The 14629-nt window shown below is 53.2% G+C and carries 16 protein-coding genes; 6 read left to right on the top strand and 10 right to left on the bottom strand.

Annotated features, from left to right (window positions below):
- Nucleotides 1-288: 288 nt before the first annotated feature.
- On the top strand, nt 289-1266 hold the full coding sequence (locus JSQ80_RS19210; RefSeq protein WP_206096356.1) for a DUF1835 domain-containing protein: 978 nt from the start codon (nt 289-291) through the stop codon (nt 1264-1266).
- 63 nt (nt 1267-1329) lie between these two features.
- Here JSQ80_RS19210 and JSQ80_RS19205 read toward each other — a convergent pair whose 3' ends face one another.
- On the bottom strand, nt 1330-2736 hold the full coding sequence (locus tag JSQ80_RS19205) for a class I SAM-dependent rRNA methyltransferase (protein WP_206096355.1): 1407 nt from the start codon (nt 2734-2736) through the stop codon (nt 1330-1332).
- A 133-nt stretch (nt 2737-2869) separates the two neighbouring features.
- Here JSQ80_RS19205 and JSQ80_RS19200 point away from each other — a divergent pair, with 133 nt between their 5' ends.
- The gene (locus JSQ80_RS19200; protein WP_206096354.1) at nt 2870-3835 is read left to right on the top strand and encodes a Na/Pi cotransporter family protein; all 966 of its coding nucleotides are present in this window, start codon (nt 2870-2872) and stop codon (nt 3833-3835) included.
- Here the strand turns inward: JSQ80_RS19200 and deoC are convergent.
- From deoC to JSQ80_RS19155, 9 genes are all read right to left on the bottom strand, one after another.
- The gene (deoC, locus tag JSQ80_RS19195) at nt 3768-4481 is read right to left on the bottom strand and encodes a deoxyribose-phosphate aldolase (RefSeq protein ID WP_087432571.1); all 714 of its coding nucleotides are present in this window, start codon (nt 4479-4481) and stop codon (nt 3768-3770) included. The genes JSQ80_RS19200 and deoC overlap by 68 nt on opposite strands.
- 75 nt (nt 4482-4556) lie before the next feature.
- On the bottom strand, nt 4557-4991 hold the full coding sequence (locus JSQ80_RS19190) for an NUDIX hydrolase (RefSeq protein ID WP_206096353.1): 435 nt from the start codon (nt 4989-4991) through the stop codon (nt 4557-4559).
- A 113-nt stretch (nt 4992-5104) separates the two neighbouring features.
- Nucleotides 5105-6460 (bottom strand): tRNA (N(6)-L-threonylcarbamoyladenosine(37)-C(2))-methylthiotransferase MtaB, encoded by a 1356-nt coding sequence (gene mtaB / locus JSQ80_RS19185; protein ID WP_206096352.1) that lies wholly within the window; start codon nt 6458-6460, stop codon nt 5105-5107.
- Between the two features lie 3 nt (nt 6461-6463).
- The gene (locus tag JSQ80_RS19180; RefSeq protein ID WP_206096351.1) at nt 6464-7243 is read right to left on the bottom strand and encodes a 16S rRNA (uracil(1498)-N(3))-methyltransferase; all 780 of its coding nucleotides are present in this window, start codon (nt 7241-7243) and stop codon (nt 6464-6466) included.
- 86 nt (nt 7244-7329) lie between these two features.
- Entirely contained in the window at nt 7330-8013 is a 684-nt protein-coding gene (locus JSQ80_RS19175; RefSeq protein ID WP_087432568.1) for a site-2 protease family protein, read from the bottom strand.
- Between the two features lie 15 nt (nt 8014-8028).
- Nucleotides 8029-9006: a 50S ribosomal protein L11 methyltransferase gene (gene prmA / locus JSQ80_RS19170; RefSeq protein ID WP_206096350.1), complete on the bottom strand. Its 978-nt coding sequence runs from the start codon at nt 9004-9006 to the stop codon at nt 8029-8031.
- A 154-nt stretch (nt 9007-9160) separates the two neighbouring features.
- Nucleotides 9161-9361 carry a hypothetical protein gene (locus JSQ80_RS19165; RefSeq protein WP_206096349.1) on the bottom strand — a complete coding sequence of 67 codons (201 nt, stop codon included), beginning with the start codon at nt 9359-9361 and terminating at the stop codon, nt 9161-9163.
- Complete coding sequence (locus JSQ80_RS19160) at nt 9358-9552, bottom strand: YfhD family protein (protein WP_206096348.1); 195 nt, start codon at nt 9550-9552, stop codon at nt 9358-9360. The genes JSQ80_RS19165 and JSQ80_RS19160 overlap by 4 nt, the downstream gene beginning before the upstream one ends.
- A 161-nt stretch (nt 9553-9713) precedes the next feature.
- A complete protein-coding gene (locus JSQ80_RS19155) occupies nt 9714-10295 on the bottom strand; it encodes a glycerol-3-phosphate responsive antiterminator (protein WP_087432564.1) in 582 nt (193 codons plus the stop codon).
- Between the two features lie 300 nt (nt 10296-10595).
- Here JSQ80_RS19155 and JSQ80_RS19150 point away from each other — a divergent pair, with 300 nt between their 5' ends.
- The 4 genes from JSQ80_RS19150 to JSQ80_RS19135 all read left to right on the top strand — a co-directional run bounded on the left by JSQ80_RS19150 (nt 10596) and on the right by JSQ80_RS19135 (nt 14526).
- Nucleotides 10596-11507 carry a carbohydrate ABC transporter permease gene (locus tag JSQ80_RS19150; RefSeq protein WP_087432563.1) on the top strand — a complete coding sequence of 304 codons (912 nt, stop codon included), beginning with the start codon at nt 10596-10598 and terminating at the stop codon, nt 11505-11507.
- Nucleotides 11504-12325, top strand: a complete 822-nt coding sequence (locus JSQ80_RS19145; protein WP_087432562.1) for a carbohydrate ABC transporter permease — start codon at nt 11504-11506, stop codon at nt 12323-12325. The genes JSQ80_RS19150 and JSQ80_RS19145 overlap by 4 nt, the downstream gene beginning before the upstream one ends.
- A gap of 50 nt (nt 12326-12375) precedes the next feature.
- Nucleotides 12376-13713 (top strand): ABC transporter substrate-binding protein, encoded by a 1338-nt coding sequence (locus tag JSQ80_RS19140; protein ID WP_206096347.1) that lies wholly within the window; start codon nt 12376-12378, stop codon nt 13711-13713.
- 90 nt (nt 13714-13803) lie between these two features.
- Nucleotides 13804-14526 carry a glycerophosphodiester phosphodiesterase gene (locus tag JSQ80_RS19135; RefSeq protein ID WP_240464177.1) on the top strand — a complete coding sequence of 241 codons (723 nt, stop codon included), beginning with the start codon at nt 13804-13806 and terminating at the stop codon, nt 14524-14526.
- Nucleotides 14527-14629: the final 103 nt, after the last annotated feature.

The raw sequence follows: 14629 nt of genomic DNA, 5'->3' as shown, positions 1-14629 counted from the left end.
TCCCCCGTTTCGAATCGTAACGACCAATCGCGTCTGTTGATCACGCAAGGTCTGTGTTACACTGTCGCTAACGATATTTATTAGTGCATGAACAGCCTCTAAGCCGGTAAGAGTTTGTTCGACAAGTGACATTTTTGAACGTACACTTTCATTCTCAAGTTGGATCCATTATAGCATATTGCAATCTTGCATTAGAACACATGTTTGGAAGCGGTGCCAGTTATTTGCTGTGAAGCTGAGGCTTGACTTGGTTTCGTTTTAGAACTTAGGTAAAGGAGGCTTATACCCATGATCCATATCGTAAACGGAGATTGTGCCGCAGAACGTCTGCGTCCGCTCGCCAAAGAGCATTGGAACGAAAACGTATGGGTATATTCGGAATTGCTGACGGAAGGGCCTGTGTACTCGAAATTCGAACGTTATTTGGCATACCGCGCCCTGCAATTGGAACGAATGTGCGCACTTCCGGCAGCCATCTACTTGCAGAAGAGCAATGAACAAGAAAGGGCATGGAAATCGGAAATACAATCCGCCACCCGCGTTGCGCTATGGTTCGAGCATGATTTATTCGACATCACGATGCTGCTTCGTCTGGCCGATCGGCTCGTTAGGGAAAACCCGGACGCCAAGCTGTACTGGATCGACATCGCCTCGGATCCGGAACACGATCGGTATCGAGGGTTTGGCGCGCTGCAAGGGGAACAACTGCTTCCTTACCGCGATCAGGCCATCCTGTTGACACCTGAAGCGAAGGAATGGCTTCAAGGCGCTTGGCTCGCCTATACATGTCCGAATCCGCTGAAGCTGGTGCGGTGGGTGCACGATTCTCAGGATGTGCCCGCTCCATATCGCGCGATCATGGAGGGACTCCGCTTTCATCTGTCCCGCTACCCAGACGCACGCGATGGACTCGGAGCCGCCGAGCGGCTCACCTTGGAAGCAGTATCTCAAGGATATTCCTCCTTTATGGATTGCTTTCGCTATGTCGAAGAGCGATTGCCTGCATACGGACTTGGAGATTTGCAATATTGGGGTTACTTAAGACGAATGACGGACGGCACGCATCCGCTGCTCTGCCTTGCCCCTGATTCCGCCCCGCTTCCCGAACCGTTCCAGCCTCCACTTGGCGGCGCCGGACGGCTGGAGCTGACTTCTTGGGGAGAGCAGACGTTGGCGGGACAGATGAACTGGGCCCTTGTAGGCGGATATGGCCGCTGGCTTGGCGGCGCTTTTATTACAGAACCGCTCGAATCCGCACAGCAATAATAGCAAAGAGCACCTCGTCCACACTACAATCTTAACGGTGCGGACAAGGTGCTCTTTTCATCATTATTTTTTGGAACGCACTTCAAATATAGCGAACTTTAAATAGTGCCCTTCGTCTACTCCCGCGATCTGCGGATGATCTTTGCCTGCCGGCCGCCACTCGATGAGCCGCAGCACTTTGCCCGCATCCTGCGCCGCATCGAGAATGGCCTGCATGAACTTATCCGGGCGCATATGGTAGGAGCAGCTGGCGGTCACGAGATAACCGCCTTCGTTGACCAGCTTCATGCCGTGGAGATTGATGTCTTTGTATCCGCGATAAGCCCCTTCGACGGCACTGCGTGTCTTGGCGAAGGCCGGCGGGTCCAGGATGACCACATCCCAAGTCCGGCCGCCTCCTGCGGTCATCGGTTTCGACGTATCCGTCTTTTTTTGCCCATCCGCTCGTTCCGCCCGCTCTTCGACGCCGCGCACTTGCCCACGCAAATAGTCAAACGCATCGGCCACGACGAATTCCACCCGGTCCATGAACCCGTTCAATTCGACATTCCGCCGCGCGCTCTCCATCGCATGCTCAGAAATATCGAGACAAGTCACCTTCTTGGCTCCATATTTGCAAGCATGAAGCGTAAAGCTTCCCGTGTGGGCAAAGCACTCCAGCACTGTCGCTCCATCCCACCAAGGGTATGTCACCACTTTGCCGCTCGCGTTGACAGGAAGCAGCTCGATCCCATTCTCGCTTTCCATTTCCCGTCTTACGATGCCGCTGCGTCTGCCCCAGCCGGTCATGAGCGGCGCAATGGATGCCCGGTTCTCCCTCTGATCGAAGAAATAGCCTGTCTTCTGTCCTTCCACGATGTCGACTTCAATGATGAGCTCATTCTCCTTGACGGTGACATGGCGCGGACATTCGCCATACAACACGCCTGTCTTTTGTTCCAGCCCTTCCCGTTCTCTAATCGGCACATCGCTTCGTTCGTAAATGCCGCGCGGCTGCATCACGTCAACCAAAGCGCCCGCGATATCTTCCCGATGAACATCCATGCCGAGCGTCAAAATCTGAACGACCAGCACGTCATCAAATCGGTCTACGACAAGTCCAGGCAGGAAATCCGCTTCCCCATATATGAGGCGATAAGCAGATGCGTTCGGCAGAAAACGGTCACGGTGTGCCAGACACTGCTCGATGCGCGACCGAAACCATTCCCGGTCCATGCTTTCAATAGGCGCATAAGCAACGATACGAACGACGATTTGAGAGGCCGGGTTATAATAGCCTGTCGCTATATACTTCCCTTGCGCACTCAGCACATCGACTAGCGCCCCTGGCTCGGGCATTCCTTCCACGCGCTCCACTTCCGATTGGAATACCCATGGGTGGGAACGCTCGATCCGTTTTTTCCGCGAACGGTGTAATATGATGCTTGGTCTTAACAATTGCTTTTCCCCTTCCGGCTCATAGCTTGTCATCGTTGTCCCGTCAGCGGCATAAATTGAACCAAGGACAACATAATCGGCTGGTTTAAAAAGGACCCTTTTCAGCACCAGAAGGTTGCAGGAACCCGACTTGTTAAACAACCTTTAAATGACAAAGGAGCATTCTATGTTTAAAGAAATTTGGTACCCGCTCGTCGGAGGCCTTGCCGTCTTTCTGTTCGGCATGAAGACGATGGAGCTGGCCCTGCACGCATGGGCGGGACCTTATTTGAATCGGTTTCTTCATACATCGACCCGCACGCCGCTGCGGGGCATGCTGTTCAGCACCGGAATGACCGCGCTGCTGCAGAGCAGCACCGCCATAACCGTCATTGCGATCGGTCTTGTCAACGCAGGGCTGATGAGCTTCGCACGAACGCTCGGCATCATTTTGGGCACGAATATCGGCACCTGCTTGACGACCGAGCTCATCGGGCTCGACATTAATCGTTATGCGTTCCCGCTGCTAATCACGGCGGCCGGCTGCTGGATAGCCGCCGTGCTGGGCGATGAATACCGTCCAGCTGCGCTGAGCCGCCTGCAAGCTTGGTGCAGGCCACTGCAGTACGGCTCGATTGCGGCCGCAGGCTTTGCGCTCATCCTGCTCGGCATCGAATGGATGAAGCAGATCGGCGAGCCGCTGCAGCAGCGGGGCTTGTTCGGGTGGTTTCTCGAACGATCCGGCGACAGTCTGCTCTGGGCAGTAGCCGCCGGCATGGTCATTACCGCGCTCGTGCACAGCAGTGCGGCCATCATCGCCATGGCGATGGGGTTATCCGCCACAGGCGCGCTGCCTGTCGAGGTCGGCATCGCCATCGTGATCGGCTCGAACGTCGGCACTTGCTTTACGGCGCTCATCGCCTCCCTCGGCGGCAGCCGCAGCGGTCAATTCGTCGCCTGGAGCCACGTCGCGCTGAACGTCGGCGGCGCGCTGCTCTTCTACCCGTTCATCGGCCAGCTGCACGCGCTGTCCACATGGCTGACCGGCGATGCGGCGGGACAGATTGCCCGCGCGCAGACGATCTTCAATATTGGGAGCTCTCTCCTGGCGCTGCCACTCTGTTATTTGCCGCTGTGGAACCGGCTCCGTTAACGATCGCAATGCCGGAGCTCGTTCCGATGCGGTTCGCCCCGGCTTGAATCATGGCGCATGCAGTCGCTGTATCTCGCACAGCTCCGGACGCCTTCACGCCAATATGAGGCGGCACATGCGCCCGCAAAAGGCGAATGTCCTCCGTTGTAGCGCCGCCTTTGCCGAATCCGGTTGACGTTTTGACAAAATGGGCGCCCGCCGCTTCCGCCGCCTTGCAAGCGGCAATCTTCTGCGCGGTATTCAACATGCCTGTTTCGAAAATAACTTTGACGATCGCTTTGCCTTCCACCATGCGAACCACCTGCGCGATATCTTGTTCAACCGCCTCGTAGTCTCCCGCAAGCAGCTGCCCGATTTGCAGCACCATATCGATTTCCGCTGCTCCGTCCTCCACCGCGCGCGCCGCTTCGAACGCTTTCGCCTGCGAAGCGTTCGCTCCCAGCGGGAAGCCGCATACGGCCGCAATCCGAACCTCGGAGCCCGAGAGCAGTTCCCGGCATGCCGATACCCAAATTCCATTCACGCACACACTGAAAAACCGGTGCTGCTTCGCTTCTGCACACAGCCTTTCAATATCGTTGCGGCTTGCCTCCGGCTTAAGGAGCGTATGGTCGATCAGACCCGCCAATTGAGCAGGATCCATCATGTTGCAATCCCCCTTATCGAATTTGCTTATGAATTGGAATCGATTCAGATTGCTCTCCCGGGCTCGCTGCGCCGGCTATTGCTGATCCGGCTGAATGCCCAGCTCCTCACACGCTTTGAGCAATATATGATCATTATTATCATAGCCGGATCCCTTTTGTTTCACCCACGCTTCCTGTGGACTGAACCAGTCCACACTGCGAATTTCCTCGATCTGAGCCTGCAAATCCCCTGTTTCCGCCTCTACGAGGTAATAGTGAACTTCCTTATCGACGGTGCCCGTTTGCGGCAGCGCATATTGATAATGAATCGTATCGAGCTTGGAAACGATGCGTCCCCGAATTCCCGTCTCTTCCCAAATTTCGCGCAGCGCCGTCTCTTCGATCGTTTCCCCTGGCTCCATTTTTCCTTTGGCCAACGATATTTTGCCGTAACGATCTTGAATCAATTGGAGCTCCAGCTTCCCTTCACGTTTGCGATATACGACACCACCGGCTGATATCTCTTTCATAAGGCATTCCTCCAACATTGATAACTTAAGTATTATTATTATCCTAACTGAAAAGAAGGAGGATTTCACCTCCCCCTTATAAAGCGGAAGCTGAAATCCTCCTCGTTGCTCAATTACATGTTAGCCGCTTGCGAAGTGATGTTGACGCCTTGTCCCAAGACGCGAGTCAACACACCCTGGCATTCATTGACACCCGCTTCCGTAATCTTGACGCGGCATATTTGTCCGATAAGGGATTCGTCGCCTTCAAAGATTACTTGGATGTAGTTGTCCGAATAGCCCATCAGATTGCCAGCTCCTGGAGCGCCGTTGGAATAGCGTTCCGGAATAACGTCCACCACATCGCCAACGAACCGCTCCGCATATGCAAGCTGCATCTGCTCGGACAGATCAATCAGTTCATGCACCCGGGCGTGCTTCACTTCTTCATCCACTTGGTCTTCCATGCGCGCAGCCGGCGTGCCGGTACGCTTGGAGTACGGGAATACGTGCATTTCAGAGAAGCCCACTTGCTTCATGAATTCATAGCCTTGGCGGAAATGCTCGTCAGTCTCTCCCGGAAACCCGACGATGACATCCGTCGTAATAGCTACGTTCGGCATCGCTTCCCGAATGCGCGCAATTTTAGTGGCGAATTCCTCCACCGTATATTTGCGGCGCATGCGTTTAAGGACCTCATCGTTGCCCGCTTGCAGCGGGATGTGCAGATGGCGGCACATTTTCTCTGATTTGTTGAGCACCTCAATCATGCGATCATCGATTTGGCTTGCTTCAATCGAACTGATGCGCACACGCTCCAAGCCATCGATCTTGTCCAAGTCCCATAGCAGATCGGTCAGATCATAATTTTCCATATCATCGCCATAACCGCCCGTATGAATGCCTGTCAGCACAATTTCCTTATAGCCCGCTGCGATAAGCTGGCGCGCCTGCTTCAGCACGCTCTCTGCTGCGCGGCTGCGCGACAGGCCGCGGGACCATGGGATGATGCAGAAGGTGCAGAAGTTGTTGCAGCCTTCCTGTATCTTCAAGAAAGCGCGCGTCCGTTCTGCGAAATCCGGCACGTCCAGCTCTTCGAACGCGCGTGTCTTCATAATGTTGCGGACCGCATTAATCGGCTTGCGTTCCGCGTGCAGCTCCTGCACATAATCCATCAATTTGTCGCGATCCTGCGTACCGATAACAAGATCGACGCCGGGAATGTCGAGAATTTCCGCCGGCGAAGTCTGAGCGTAGCAGCCGGTAACCGCAATAATCGCGTCGGGATTGCGGCGCACGGCGCGGCGAATAATTTGGCGGCTCTTCTTATCTCCCGTATTCGTAACCGTACACGTATTGATCAAGTAAACGTCTGCCGTTTGTTCGAAATCAACTTGTTCATAGCCTTCATTTTTAAACAGCTGCCAGATCGCTTCCGTATCGTAGAAGTTCACTTTGCAGCCCAGTGTATAAAATGCAACCGATGGCATCGTTCACACTCCTCCCAGCTCTCCGAATTGATACATGATGCAGGCGCATGCCGCCATCCCTGCTGTTTCTGCCCGCAGTATACGCCGGCCCAAGCTGACGCAACGAGCACCGGCCGCTACCGCAGCTTCCACTTCACGCGCTGAAAACCCGCCCTCCGGCCCGATAATGACCAGAATGCGAGCTGCTTGCTGCGGCTGCGCCGTCTCGCTGTGAAACGTCTTATAAAAAGGTTCAAGCACATCGCGCAGCAGCGTTCCGGCTTCATCCTCATAACATAGCAGCACAAGATCGTGTCCGCTGAAATGCTCCGCGAGCGCCTTCCATGACACGGCCGAATCGATGGCGGGCACGCGGTTGCGGTGCGACTGCTCCGCCGCTTCTTTTGCGATTTTGCCCCACCGTTCCAGACGCTTCGCTTCCTTCTTCTGATCGTATTGAACGATCGTGCGCTCCGATACGAAGGGGATGAAGCGCCCTGCGCCGATTTCCGTGCATTTCTGAATGATAAGCTCCATCTTGTCGCCTTTTGGCAAGCTCTGGGCAATCGATACGAGCACGGCCGGCTCCCGGTCCGCGTCCAGCAGCTCTACGATTCGCGCTTCCACGGTGCCGTTCTCGCAGCGTTCGATCGCCGCCTTCGCCTCGCGGCTGGCGCCGTCGCTCACAAGTACGATGGCGCCGGGCTTCGCTCTCATTACATTCATAATATGGTGCGCGTCATTGCCTGTAATCTGTATGTGTTGTTCCCCGAACTGCTCCGGGGCAATAAAGTATTTTTGCATTGTAATCAACATTCCTCATCATACATGTTTTGCGCGAGATGCGCTACCGCCTGACAACATTTTTCAAGGCGCAGCTATCCTCGGGATTATCTTCCAACAAGGAACAACGCGGCTTTCGAAAACTCGAACACAATCGGCTCAATGAGACTGAACAACGGCTGAATCGTTACATTGCGCAGTCCCGGAATGAACACGATTAACAAAAAGATAAAAATAGACCATTGCTCGAATTGCTGCAGCCGAATCCGAATTTGGCGCGGCGCCAAATCCTCGATGATGCGATAACCGTCAAGGGGCGGCAGCGGAATGAGATTGAACAGAAATAGCAATACATTGAATGTAATGAAATAATTCAAGAAATAATATACCGCCGCATGCCAACGCTCAGACGATTCCAAGTTAACAAAGCCGTATTTCAAGCCGAGATGGAACAGAAGCGTGCCGATAAAGGCCAACAGCAGGTTGCTGAGCGGCCCCGCCGCGGAGACGACGATGCTCATTAGACGCGGATGCTTGAAATTGTCGCGGTTGACCGGTACCGGCTTCGCCCATCCAAAGCCTGCGATGACGAAGAACAGCAAGCCGAGAAAGTCGATGTGCTTCGTCGGGTTCAAGCTGACCCTGCCGAGCATTTTCGCTGTCGGATCCCCGAACTTCCACGCGAAAAACGCGTGGGCGAATTCGTGCACGGTAAAGGCAACCAAGAGCACAAGCACGAGAAATGGGAGCAGCTCCAACTCAACAAAAAATATTTTATTTAAAAAATCCATATCGTTTCCGCCCCTCTAGGAAGGTTTGCGCGCAACGATTGCGACCCAATCCGCTTCCCGATGCTTCGCTTCGATTGTAAATCCGCCAGCCTTCAGCGCCTCTTCCACTGCCTCTTCCTTATTCTTATATATACCGGAAGCGATGTATATACCGCCAGGCTGAAGCGCCGCAAGCGCGTCATCGATAAAGAGCAGAATGATTTCAGCCAAAATGTTCGCCACCACAATCTGGACCGGAAGCGTAACGCCGAAGCCGGTTCCTTCCTCCTGCCCGTTCGTCTTGATGACGTGCAGCAAATCGCCCTCGCGAACCGTAATCTCGGATTCCAGGCCGTTAAGGCGGCTATTCTCGTATGCGCTTGAGACGGCTACAGGATCCAAGTCAATTGCGAGCACATGCTTCGCGCCCAATTTGCATGCGCCGATAGCCAGAATGCCGGAGCCCGTTCCGACGTCGATCACATCTTCCCCGCCCTGAATGACGCTTTCCAGCGTGCGAAGGCATAAGGAAGTGGTCGGGTGCGTTCCCGTGCCAAAAGCCATTCCAGGATCAAGCTCAATAATTCGCTCCCCTTCAGTAGGGCTGTAGGATTCCCAAGTCGGCTTGATCGTCAACCGGTCCGTTACACGAATCGGCTTGAAATATTTTTTCCACGCATTGGCCCAATCATCTTCATGAACGGTGCGCCACGACATAGCTGCCTCTCCCGGATCGATGTCGTACGTGCGAAGCTCCTCGATACGAGCTTTCACCTCCGCTTCAATGGAGCGCAGATCGGTCCCGTCGGCAAAATACCCTTGCACAATAGCTTGTCCTTCCGGAATATCGTTCAACGGCAGCTCATACCACTGTCCGAACGAAGTATCCCGCTCCTTGTTCAGCGTTCCCGATTCTTCAATCGTCACGCCGCCTGCTCCCGCTTCATGCAGGAAATTCGATATCATTTCAATGGCTTCTTCTGTCGTATGTATCGTTAATTCATGCCAATGCACGATCGTACATCCCCCTATGCCTCATTCTATTTTCATCATGTCTACACATTCTATTTATTGTACACAAAAATAAAACTCCATACAACGAGAGCTCATTAAGAGTCATTCGAATGCAGGAGTTTTAATCCGGTAGCCATCGGGTCGTACGCTCATTCTACTCGTTCAGCGGAGTGCCGTCATGTTCGCGCAGAACGGCGTATACTTGGTCCAATGTTGAGTCGGTAACGTCGGCGCTTACGATGTAGCCTTCATCAGCCTGGGTAACTCGAATATCATGGGCCCGCAATGCGCTCAGCTTTCGTTCGCACATATCGGCCGCAGCCCCGGCGGCAAACCGCGCCTCGACATAAGTCATGACTGCTCAGCCCGTTCATCCGCCTGACGCGCGCGCTCCAACGCCTTCATATCTGCGGCATCCGCTTGGTCCATCGAGAACTCGACGTCTTCATTTTTGCCAAGGGGCGCGTTGGAGCGGCTGACGACCGCATCGGCCTGTTCTGTGTAGCTGCTCGCATTGCGTCTGTTATTGTCCCGGTACGTGCTCATCAATACATCCTCCTCATGCTGTCAAGTCAAGCTTGGCATAACATGAGTAGCATTTCACAATTCAGGCCAAACCATGCGCTGTTCCGGGTTGCTCGTTGAGTAACTCTGCCACGTTCCGTGCATGCCCGGCAATTCGCATTTTATAGGAGTGACACCTGGTGCTATGCCTTGACACGGTCGGCGCCGTGATCCGCATAATGCTTCCACAGCTCTTTGCTGGATGTGGTGACCGCTACGGCCCCTGCGCCAAGCGCTTCATCCACATCCGCGGTCGTGCGGATGAATCCGCCGGCAAGAAGCGGGATGTCAGGGCCCTGCTTGCTATTGTTCATGACGTGCAGCATCGGACTCGGCAGCACTTCGATAAAATCGGGATTTGTTTTTTCAAGCAAGGAACAGCTCTTCTCGAAGGAACTGTTGTCGATCAAAAAAATACGCTGGATCGCAATGACACCTTTCTGCTTGGCGCGTATAATGACGTTCGCCTTCGTGGACAGCAATCCATAAGGATTGAATTCCTGACATAGAAACTCTGCCGCGTAACTGTCGCTTTGCAGCCCTTGAATCAGATCGACGTGCAGCAGCAATTTTTTATGATACGGCTGGGCCATCTGAAAGATAGGCTTTAATTGCGCAATATGAACATCGAGCAAGACCAAGTATTCGAACGGACTAGTAAGCAGCTTTTCAAAGTCTTTCATCTGCCGGACGGCTGGCAGGATTGGCTGATTGGCGAAGTACATCGTCTGGGCCTCCCCTATTTAGAGGTTTATTCAGTGTAAATCTACGAATATCGTACTTCCAGCCTCCGATTGAGTCAATTGATATTTTGTCAAGCGTTATCCTTGTATTTTCCAAGTTAAATTTATGTTGATTTTTAATATTTTGTGAATTATACTTGGTGCAAGTTAATATTCCGGTTTCGTGAAGCGGAGAAGACCATCAATGATTCAGGTAGCCTTAACGGCTATTTGGCAGCCTTGTGGTCTTCTTTTTTTCTGAAGAGACATAACGATGACTTATCCTAAGGGGGATGCGACCACATGAGCCATTCCGGCAGGAACGTGGCTAGGAACAAAGATTCGGGGCTTCGATTGCTCGCAGCCGGTCTGCTGTATCTGAGTCCTGTGCTTATTATTATGATTGTATTTACGTTCTATCCGATGTTGAAAACGCTTTATTACAGTTTCTTCACGACCAATGCCCGCGGTATTCCGGTACTGTTTGTAGGTCTGGACAATTACGTGCAATTGTTTCAATCCGACAGCTTTCTGACCAGCTTGCGCGGCACCTTTCTCTACGTCCTGTACACCGTGCCGCTCGGCGTTGCCATCGCTTTCTTTCTAGCCGTCATTTCAAGCGAGCGGCTGCGCGGCATCCAGTTCTTTCGCATTGTTTTCTCCTCCACCGTCGGGGTGTCGGTCGCCGCCGGGTCGATGATCTTTTTGTTTTTGTTCCATCCGAGCATCGGGTTTCTGAACCATGCGCTCGATTGGATCGGCATCGCCCCGATTCAGTGGCTGACCGATCCGAAATGGGCGCTCATTTCCGTTGCCGCCACAAGCGTATGGATGGGTATCGGTTTCAACTACATCATTTTGCTTGGCGGACTGCAAGGTATACCGGAAGATATGTATGAAAGCGCTAAAATCGACGGTGCCGGCTACTGGGTCCGCTTGTTCCGCATCACGCTGCCGATGGTATCGCCGACTCTGTTCTTCGTCATCATTGTCACCGTCATCCATTCGTTCCAGTCGTTCGGCCAGATCGATATTCTCACCAAGGGCGGACCTGCTGAATCGACGAATCTCATTGTTTACTCCATCTATCAGAATGCATTCATCCACTACAAATTCGGCATCGCGAGCGCCCAAGCCATCATCCTGTTCCTCATCGTCCTGATTGCCACCATCATTCAATTCAAAGTCGGGGAAAAGAAGGTGCACTATCAATGAGAATGTCACTTTGCCAGAAAGGCATATTCTACTTTCTGCTTATCGCGGCATCCATCCTCATGTTCTTTCCGATCGTGTATGCCGTGCTTGCTAGCTTGATGACATCAGAGGAAATTATGACGGGGAAGCTGTTTCCCGCCAGCTTCATGTTCGAAAATTTCACGCTTGCGCTAAAGAGCGTTCCGTTGATGAAATTTATGCTGAACAGCCTAATCGTGTCACTGACCGTCATGATAGGGCAAATCATCGTCTGTTGTCTTGCTGCCTACGCTATCGTGTTCATCCCTTTCAGAGGGCGCAACTTCATTTTCTTTCTGCTCATCTCTACGATGATGATTCCATGGGAAGCGACGATGATTCCGAACTATTTGACAATTGTCGGCCTGAATTGGGTGAATACATATCAAGGGCTGTCTTTGCCTTTCTTCGCGCTTGCGTTCGGCGTCTTTCTGCTGCGCCAGCATTTCCTGACCTTGCCGCACGAACTATATGAATCCGCTCAGCTCGAGGGATGCGGACGTGCGCGGTATCTCGTGTCGTTCGTCGTTCCGCTCTCCATGCCGATGCTGAGCGCACTGGGCGTATATGGATTCCTTACGACCTGGAACATGTATTTATGGCCGCTGTTGACGACGACGAACAACAATGTCCGCACCGTACAGATTGGACTCAAAATGATGCAGGCGCAAGAAACGAATACGAACTGGCCGGTTGTCATGGCCGGAGTCGTTATCGTGCTTGTCCCGACGCTGCTTTTCTTGTTCCTGAGCCTTAAGCAGCTTAGACGCGGCTTGATGTCAGGAGCATTGAAAGGATAAAAGAAATTGCTCCTCATTGGACAAAAAATGATAATAGGGGGATTCATTGCATGAAAAAAACATGGCTGGCGCTGCTGCTGTCTGCGGCGCTTGTGCTGGCGGCGGCAGGCTGCAGCAATTCGTCAAGCTCGGAAGCGAGAAAATCGGAAGATGGCCGCATCAAGGTGACATTTTGGCATGCCATGAGCGGAGAGAGCGGGGAGCTTATCAGCAAGATGGCGGACGATTACAATAAGAAGCAGGACAAATATGCGGTTGACGCGATCTTCCAAGGCTCCTATGAAGAATCGTTAACGAAGCTGAAGACCGTAGGCGGAACGCCCGAAGCGCCGACATTGATGCAGGTGCAGGAGATAGGCACGAAATACATGGTTAACAGCGGCTACATTCAGCCTGTGCAGGATTTTATCGATAAAGACAACTTCGACCTCTCTCAATGGGAGGACAATATATTAAGCTACTATCAAGTGGAGGGCAAGCTGTACTCCTTTCCATTTAACACCTCCAACGCCATTTTGATTTACAATAAAACTAAGTTCAAGGAAGCGGGACTCGATCCGGAGAACCCGCCCGGCACGTTTGGCGAAATTCGCGCGGCCGCTAAGAAGCTGACGAACGGCGCCAACAATGAAAAAGGCTTCGCCCTGCTCGTATACGGCTGGTTCATCGAGCAGCTGCTTGCCAACCAAGGCGCCGACTTCGTCGACAACGGCAACGGGCGTGACGGGCTTGCGACTAAATCTTTGCTCGCTTCTCCCGAAAGCCTTGGCATCTTTGAGTGGTTGAATGATATGAATAAAGAAGGGACTCTGGGAAATTACGGCCGTAAATGGGATGACATTCGCGCGGCGTTCAGCGCCGGCAAAGTCGCCATGTATATGGATTCGACCGCAGGACTCGCAGGGGTCATGAAAGCGTCGCCGTTCGAGGTCGGCACTGGTTTCCTCCCGACGCCGGACGGCAAGGAGCCGAATGGAGTCATTGTCGGCGGGGCGTCGCTATGGCTTTTGAACAGCGTGGCAGAGGAAGAGAAGGAAGGCGCTTGGGATTTCATGAAATACGTCACCGAGCCTTCCGTACAGGCGGAATGGGCGGCTGGCACCGGATATTTTCCGATTACGAAAGCGGCGCATGAAGAACAGCTGCTCAAAGACAAGTATGCAGAGGCCCCTCCGTTCCTGACGACGGTTAAGCAATTGCAGCTTACCAAGCCCGGCACGGCCACACGCGGCGCCCTCATCTCCGTCTTCCCGGAAACGCGCAACGAGGTAGCGACCTCTATCGAGAAGCTGTACCAAGGAGACGAGCCGAAGAAGGTCGTCGAGGAATTAACCGCAAAAGTCAACAAGCTGATCGAGGAGGACAACAAAATTAACGCGCCAAAATAAGGCAGCGTGCGATGCCGGCATGACAGAGCGGTGCAGCGATCCGTCTGGCTTGCCGGCATTCAAAATTTGAATCAGGAAAGGTCGGTGGTGATGTTGTTCGTATTTGCACACCGCGGGGCATCGGGGTATGCGCCCGAGAATACGATGGCCGCATTTCGCAAGGCGGTCGACATGGGCTGTGAAGGCATCGAGCTCGACATTCAGCAGACGAAGGATGGGCGGCTCATCATTATTCACGATGAGAACGTGAAGCGAACTACGAACGGCAGCGGATATGTTGCAGATTGTACATATGAAGAGCTGTCCCAGCTGGATGCGGGAAGTTGGTTCCATTCCGACTACGCGAAGGAACGCCTGCCTTTGCTGGACGATTATTTGGACGCTGTGGCGGATACCGGGGTAATAACGAACATTGAAATTAAAAACGTGCCGTTTTTCTACAAAGGAATCGAGCAAAAGCTTATTCAAGCGTTGTCCGCACGCGGCATGATCGATCGCGTCATCGTCTCTTCTTTCGACCACTATTCTTTGGCTGCCATCGCCGAGCTGGAGCCCAGAATTAAGCTTGGCGTCCTGTTCGGCGATCGGCTGTATCAGCCCGAAAACTACATTCGCTCGCTGCCATTTCCGGTATACAGCGTCCATCCACACTTCTCCTTCGCGAACGAAGCGTTTATTTCCGCGTGCCATGCCATCGGCAGCAAAGTATACGCCTATACGGTTGACCGTCCGGAATGGGCCGTAGCGCTGCGTTCCGCAGGCATTGACGGAATCTTCTCGAACGTCCCGAATTACGTGAAAGTGGGGATTTGAGGCGGGTTACAGAGCAGCTATAGCTCTTCCCAAGACCAGCCGAAGCCTGCATTGCGCAAGCTTCGGCTTTGTCATGCCAGCTTATCGGAGCGGACCGTATCCA

The organism is Paenibacillus apiarius, assembly GCF_017052585.1.
Lineage (GTDB): Bacteria > Bacillota > Bacilli > Paenibacillales > Paenibacillaceae > Paenibacillus_B > Paenibacillus_B apiarius.
Note: the sequence above shows the minus strand (reverse complement) of the source record. Positions and strands in the feature narration are given on the sequence as shown.

Bases quoted from the DNA above. Each gene is read 5' to 3' on its own strand.
- JSQ80_RS19210 (WP_206096356.1), top strand. From the start codon at position 289: ATGATCCATATCGTAAACGGAGATTGTGCCGCAGAACGTCTGCGTCCG.
- JSQ80_RS19205 (WP_206096355.1), bottom strand. From the start codon at position 2,736: ATGACAAGCTATGAGCCGGAAGGGGAAAAGCAATTGTTAAGACCAAGC.
- JSQ80_RS19200 (WP_206096354.1), top strand. From the start codon at position 2,870: ATGTTTAAAGAAATTTGGTACCCGCTCGTCGGAGGCCTTGCCGTCTTT.
- deoC (WP_087432571.1), bottom strand. From the start codon at position 4,481: ATGATGGATCCTGCTCAATTGGCGGGTCTGATCGACCATACGCTCCTT.
- JSQ80_RS19190 (WP_206096353.1), bottom strand. From the start codon at position 4,991: ATGAAAGAGATATCAGCCGGTGGTGTCGTATATCGCAAACGTGAAGGG.
- mtaB (WP_206096352.1), bottom strand. From the start codon at position 6,460: ATGCCATCGGTTGCATTTTATACACTGGGCTGCAAAGTGAACTTCTAC.
- JSQ80_RS19180 (WP_206096351.1), bottom strand. From the start codon at position 7,243: ATGCAAAAATACTTTATTGCCCCGGAGCAGTTCGGGGAACAACACATA.
- JSQ80_RS19175 (WP_087432568.1), bottom strand. From the start codon at position 8,013: ATGGATTTTTTAAATAAAATATTTTTTGTTGAGTTGGAGCTGCTCCCA.
- JSQ80_RS19165 (WP_206096349.1), bottom strand. From the start codon at position 9,361: ATGACTTATGTCGAGGCGCGGTTTGCCGCCGGGGCTGCGGCCGATATG.
- JSQ80_RS19160 (WP_206096348.1), bottom strand. From the start codon at position 9,552: ATGAGCACGTACCGGGACAATAACAGACGCAATGCGAGCAGCTACACA.
- JSQ80_RS19155 (WP_087432564.1), bottom strand. From the start codon at position 10,295: ATGTACTTCGCCAATCAGCCAATCCTGCCAGCCGTCCGGCAGATGAAA.
- JSQ80_RS19150 (WP_087432563.1), top strand. From the start codon at position 10,596: ATGAGCCATTCCGGCAGGAACGTGGCTAGGAACAAAGATTCGGGGCTT.
- JSQ80_RS19145 (WP_087432562.1), top strand. From the start codon at position 11,504: ATGAGAATGTCACTTTGCCAGAAAGGCATATTCTACTTTCTGCTTATC.
- JSQ80_RS19140 (WP_206096347.1), top strand. From the start codon at position 12,376: ATGAAAAAAACATGGCTGGCGCTGCTGCTGTCTGCGGCGCTTGTGCTG.
- JSQ80_RS19135 (WP_240464177.1), top strand. From the start codon at position 13,804: ATGTTGTTCGTATTTGCACACCGCGGGGCATCGGGGTATGCGCCCGAG.